Raw genomic sequence first — 5451 nt, 5'->3', positions numbered from 1 at the left:
GGTTGATCGACTCCTGGTGCGTGGGCTGGACGGACTGTGGTCAGGCGGTGTGGGACAGGTCGCGCGCGGACACCACAGACTGCAGGATCTCGCCCGAGCGGATCGCGATGTTCGACAGCAACGACGAGGTGAGGCCGTGAGTGTGCTCGGTCCCGCCCTGCGTGTAGACGGCGCCCGCGATGGGGCGGGTGGTCACGACGCGGTAGTCGCGGTCGACGTCGCCGGTGAACTGGTCCGCTTCGACGAGGTCGCCGAGGAGTCCGCCGAGATCGGTCGGGGTGAATCCCGTCGCGTAGACGACGGCGTCGACGCTCGTGTGCTCGGTCTCGCCGGTGAGGAGGTTCTCGATCGCGACGTTCACGCCGTCGTCGGCCTCGTCTGCACTGAGGAGTTTGGACGCTCCGCGCATGAACAGCCGACGGTCGCCGTCGACGTGCTCGGCGTACTCGCGGCGGTAGAGCTCACGAATGAGGTCCAGGTCCACGCAGGAGTAGTTCGTCGACCGGTGGTAGTTGAGCAGCGACTCGCGCTGCGAGTTGTCGGCCATGTAGAACTCGTCGACTGCTGTCGCGTCGAAGATCCGGTTGGCGTAGGGACTGTCGTCGGCGGGCACGTACCCGTACTTGGCGAAAACGTTGTGGACCTGCGCGGACGGGTAGTTGTCGTGGAGGTACTCGACGACTTCGGCCGCGCTCTGTCCCGCGCCGACTACGAGGAACCGGTTGTGGGTGGCGGCTGGGAGCGCCGCCAGATGATCAAGCAGACGGTGATTGTGAAACTGGCGGTTCGACGAGGACACACCGTCGGGGAGCGACTCGCGCAGTCCGCCCGCGACGACGACGTTCCGCGCGTTCAGGGTGATCGGTCCGGCGGGTCCGGTCGCCTCGACGACGAGGTGGCCGTCCGCCTCGCCGACGGCATCGGCGCGGGTGCCGTATCGCACGTCGGCGTTCACCTTCCGTTCCGCCCACCCGAGGTAGTCGTGGAACTCGCGGCGGGTCGGGAAGAACGTCTGGTGATTGATGAAATGCGCCATCCGGCCCCGGTCGGCGAGGTAACTGAGGAAGGAGAAGTCGCTGGTCGTGTTGCGCTGCGTCACCAGGTCCTTGAGGAACGAGATCTGCATGGTGGTGCCCGGCAGAAGCATTCCGGGATGCCATGCGAATGCCTGCTTCGACTCGACGAACACGGCGGAGACCCGATCTGCAGGCCTGGCGGCCCGGTTGTGCTCCTCGATCGCGATCGCCAGGCCCAGATTCGACGGTCCGAATCCGACGCCCACGATGTCGATCACGCTTGACGAGTCGGTTCGCATGAGCACGTGTTCCTCAATCCCTCGAGAGTCGTTCCTTCGTTTGGCTGAACTTCATTCATTCAGCCTTTGGTTAGCCTAACCTATCTCTGTTTGTGTTTCGAGTTGGGTCCCGCGAGCAGCGATCGACTCCTCGCTCAGCGGAATCACGATGGGCGTCAACGTCTCCGGGTCGGCGATGATGCGGCACGGCAAACCGAACACATGCTCCACGAGCTCTGCGGTCACGATGTCGACGGGCCGCCCCTCGGCGACGATCGCCCCCTGTTTCATCACGATGATGTGGTCGGCGAACCGGCACGCGTGATGAAGGTCATGCAGCACGGCGACGATGGTGTGCCCGTTCTCTCGCATGAGTCGCCTGCACATCGTGAGCAGATCGATCTGGTACGCGACGTCCAAGTACGTCGTGGGCTCGTCGAGCAGGATCAACGGCGTCTCCTGTGCGAGCACCATCGCGAACCAGACCCGCTGACGCTGTCCCCCGGACAACTCGTCGACGACTCGTCCGGCGAGGTCCCCGACACCGGTGGCCCCCATCGCCGTGACGACGGCCGCCTCATCACGTTCGGTCCACTGTTTGATGAGGCTCTGATGCGGATACCGCCCGCGCGAGACCAGGTCGACGACCCTGATTCCGTCCGGAGCCGTCGAATGCTGCGGAAGCAGGCCGAGCCTGCGCGCGACCTCCTTCGACGGGTACGAGTTGATGCTCTCGCCGTCGAGGATCACCCGGCCGCCCTTCGGCGCGAGCAGCCTAGACAACGACCTCAGCAGCGTCGACTTTCCGCAGGCGTTCGGACCGACGATCGCCGTCACCACCCCGTCCGGGATCGCGACGGTGAGATCGGAACTGATGATCGTCTTGTCGTAGCCGGTGGACAGTCCGTCGGCCCGGAGGCGAGAGCCCTCACCCGTGCCCTTGTCGTCCGTCCCCGCACCTTTGTCGTCTGTCATCGCCTGGTCCCCTCTCGGAACAGAAGCCACATGAAATAGAGTCCGCCGACCGACACCGTCACCACGCCGACGGGAACCGGCTGCGGAAGGAGTTGCGTGACGATGTCGCACACGCTCACCAGGAATGCGCCGACCGCCGCCGATGAGACCATCCCGACCGTGCCGGTGCGGGTGATCCGCCGAGCGATCTGAGGTGCGGCGAGGGCGATGAACGCGATCGGACCGGTGACGGCCACACCGAACGCGCTGAGTGCGGTACCGGTCGCCAACATGCCGATCCGGGTGCGCTCGACGCCGACACCGAGCGCTTTCGCCGTGTCGTCGCCCATCTCCAGGACCGGCATGCGCCATGCCACCCATCCGATCGCGATCGCCGCGAACGGAAGGAACACGAGAGACGCGTTCACCGCGCCCCAGTCGGAGCCGTCGAGGGTCCCCATCCCCCACCGTTGCAACGCCATCGCCACTTCGGCGCGCCGGTACAGCAGCAGCCACGCCGTCACCGACGACAGCATGAAGCTGACTCCGATTCCGACGATGATCAGACGGAAGCCCTGGACTCCCCCTCGAAACGCGAGCAGGTACACCACGGCTGCGGTTCCGAAGCCGCCGATCAACGCGCCGACCACTTTGAGGTCGTACGATCCGCCGACGTACAGCGTCGCGACCACCACGCCCAGGTAGGCGCCGGAGTCGAAGCCGATCACGTCGGGACTGCCGAGCGAGTTGCGGGTCAAGGACTGGAATATCGCGCCGCTCACACCGAGGACGGATCCGACGATCAACGCCATCACGATGCGCGGCGCCCGGATCTCGTCGACGATGAGGACGTCGTAGGAGTCGGCGCGGCCGAGAATGACGTCGAACACTGTCGTCAACGGGACCGCGATCGGACCGACGGTGAACGCGACGACCGCGGCCGTCGCCGAGGCGACGATGAGCAGCGTGACCGAGGCGAGCACTCGAACGTCCACCCGCAACGACAGTCCACCCGGCCCTCGGACCGGGATCACTCGGCGCCCGTAGTCGACGCCTTTCGTCCCGCTCACAGTTCGCTCGCCGTTCTGCGTCGAGCGAGGGCGATGAGCACCGGCGCGCCGATGAAGGCGGTGATGATGCCTGCCGGGATCTCCTCGTCGCCGAGGGTCACCCGACCGAGCATGTCGGCGCACACGACCAGGATGGCGCCGCCGACGAGGCTGAACGGCAGGATCCACCGCTGATCGGGGCCGACGATCCAGCGCACCACGTGCGGGATCATCAGACCGACGAACCCGATGGGGCCCGCCGCAGCGGTCGCGGCGCCGCACATCAGTGTCACCGCGGCCACTCCGAGGACGCGGACACGCGTCAACGGCACGCCGAGCGCAACAGCCATGTCGTCGCCGAGAGCCACCGCGTTCAGCGCACGCGCCACCAGCACCGCGACGACGGCGCCGACCAACACGAACGCGGCCATCCCCGCCACCACGCCGAATCCGCGGTTGGTGATCGAGCCCGCCTGCCAGAACCTCATGGTCGTGAAGGCCGCCGAGTCGATGAGCACCATGCCCTGGGTCACGCCTCCGAGGAACGCGGCGAGCGCGACGCCGGACAACGCGAGGCGCACCGGTGTCGCTCCCGCACGTCCGCTGTTCGCGAGGGCATACACGATCACCGCGGCGACCGCGGCGCCGATGAGGGCGAACCACACATAGCCCCAGTAACTGCCGATGCCGAACACCGACACGGCTACGACGATGGCGAACGCCGAGCCCGCGTTGACGCCGAGGATGCCCGGATCGGCGAGCGGATTGCGGGTCATCGCCTGAATGATCGCACCCGACATCGCCAGCGCGGCGCCGACGAGGACCGCGAGGAGTCCACGCGGGATCCGCTGATCCCACAGGACGTTGACCTCATCGAGGTTCGGGTTTGTCGGCGACCGGTCCGCATGAAGCAATGCGTCGACGACGTGTGAGACGGGGATGTCGCGTACGCCGACTCCGAGGCTGACCACGAACAGCGCAACGACTGCGGCGATCGCGAGGCACATCGCGATCGACCGCAGCCGGTTGGATCGTACGAGGCCCTGTGGCACGTCACGATCCGGTGCCGCCGCAGTGGACGGCTCGTGGTCGACAGCGGTCAGCGCTTGACCTTTCCGGCGGCCGCCGTCAGCGCGTCACGCACGCCCGCATTGTCCAGAACGTAGTTCATGTTCAGGTACGTCGGAGTGCCTGCGGCCTCCGAGAGCGCCTTGTTCTCGATCGTCCGGCCGTCCCTGACCACTGCGAGGTTCTTGAACACCGAGTTCTCGGTGATCTCCTTGCGGTCGGCGTAGAAGTTCAGGATCAAGATGTCACGATCGAGCGACGACAGGTCTTCCAGGGAAGGCTGTGCCGGATCGGTGGAGGGCGGCGGGACCAGACCGAACATCTTCAGGTAGTTCGCGACGTACGGCTCGACGGAGTCGTTGGTGATGCCTCCGCCGATGTACTGGACGGCGAGCGCCGCGGTCTTGCCGACGACCGTCGGGTTGTCCTTGCGCCACTGTGCGGCCTTGGCGTCGGTGTCGGAGATGACCTTCTCCGCTTCGCTCTCCTTGCCGAGAGCCTTGGCGACGGTGCGCAGGAACGTCGGAGCGTCGACGTCCGACGGCGAGGTGAACGGCTTGGGGAACGTGACGACGGGAGCGATCTTGCTCAGCTGCTTGTAGGTGTCGTCCATGTACCAGCTGCCGACCGCCAGGATCAGGTCGGGCCGCGCCTTGACGACGTCTTCGGTACGGATCTCGTACGAGGTTCCGGTCCAGATGCGCTCAGGGTCGGCGTCGGCCTTCTTCAGCGCGTCCTTGGTCCAGGTGTTGAACGGGAACTCCTTGTACTCGGCGACCACGCTCGGCGTGACGCCGAGTGCCTGAGCAGCGTTGAGGTCGGCCTCGGACACGGCGAGGATCCGCTTGGGCGACGCGGGGACCTTGACGGTGCCGAACGCGTTCTCCATCGCGATCTCGCCGCCGGCGGAACTGCCGGAGTCGTCGGAGCCGCACGCTCCGAGGACGGCGGCGAGGAGCGAGATGACTGCGGCGAGGACGACGGCGGTCAGGCGGGATCGCCTGCGGACCGAGTGTGTCGGGATCGTCTGCTTCATAAAGGTCTTCCTTCGATGTGCGGCGTGATCGGTCCGGCCGATCACTCAAA

General features: G+C 66.3%; 5 protein-coding genes. All 5 read right to left on the bottom strand.

Translation table 11 applies throughout. The features are described from left to right. Positions 1-40: 40 nt before the first annotated feature. Positions 41-1315, bottom strand: coding sequence for a lysine N(6)-hydroxylase/L-ornithine N(5)-oxygenase family protein (locus WFK36_RS07395; protein ID WP_336791122.1), 1275 nt, complete (start codon positions 1313-1315; stop codon positions 41-43). 75 nt (positions 1316-1390) lie between these two features. Next, positions 1391-2269, bottom strand: a complete 879-nt coding sequence (locus tag WFK36_RS07390; RefSeq protein WP_336791120.1) for an ABC transporter ATP-binding protein — start codon at positions 2267-2269, stop codon at positions 1391-1393. Then, a complete protein-coding gene (locus WFK36_RS07385) occupies positions 2266-3318 on the bottom strand; it encodes a FecCD family ABC transporter permease (RefSeq protein ID WP_336791118.1) in 1053 nt (350 codons plus the stop codon). Before WFK36_RS07385 ends, WFK36_RS07390 begins: the two co-directional genes overlap by 4 nt. Further along, positions 3315-4349, bottom strand: coding sequence for a FecCD family ABC transporter permease (locus WFK36_RS07380; RefSeq protein WP_336791116.1), 1035 nt, complete (start codon positions 4347-4349; stop codon positions 3315-3317). The genes WFK36_RS07385 and WFK36_RS07380 overlap by 4 nt, the downstream gene beginning before the upstream one ends. A 47-nt stretch (positions 4350-4396) precedes the next feature. After that, a complete protein-coding gene (locus WFK36_RS07375) occupies positions 4397-5401 on the bottom strand; it encodes an ABC transporter substrate-binding protein (RefSeq protein ID WP_336791114.1) in 1005 nt (334 codons plus the stop codon). Positions 5402-5451 lie beyond the last annotated feature (50 nt).

The sequence above is a fragment of the Gordonia malaquae genome, from assembly GCF_037148075.1.
Taxonomy (GTDB): domain Bacteria; phylum Actinomycetota; class Actinomycetes; order Mycobacteriales; family Mycobacteriaceae; genus Gordonia; species Gordonia malaquae.
This window is presented reverse-complemented; position numbering and strand designations above follow the sequence as displayed.

Bases quoted from the DNA above. Each gene is read 5' to 3' on its own strand.
- WFK36_RS07375 (WP_336791114.1), bottom strand. From the start codon at position 5,401: ATGAAGCAGACGATCCCGACACACTCGGTCCGCAGGCGATCCCGCCTG.
- WFK36_RS07390 (WP_336791120.1), bottom strand. From the start codon at position 2,269: ATGACAGACGACAAAGGTGCGGGGACGGACGACAAGGGCACGGGTGAG.
- WFK36_RS07395 (WP_336791122.1), bottom strand. From the start codon at position 1,315: ATGCGAACCGACTCGTCAAGCGTGATCGACATCGTGGGCGTCGGATTC.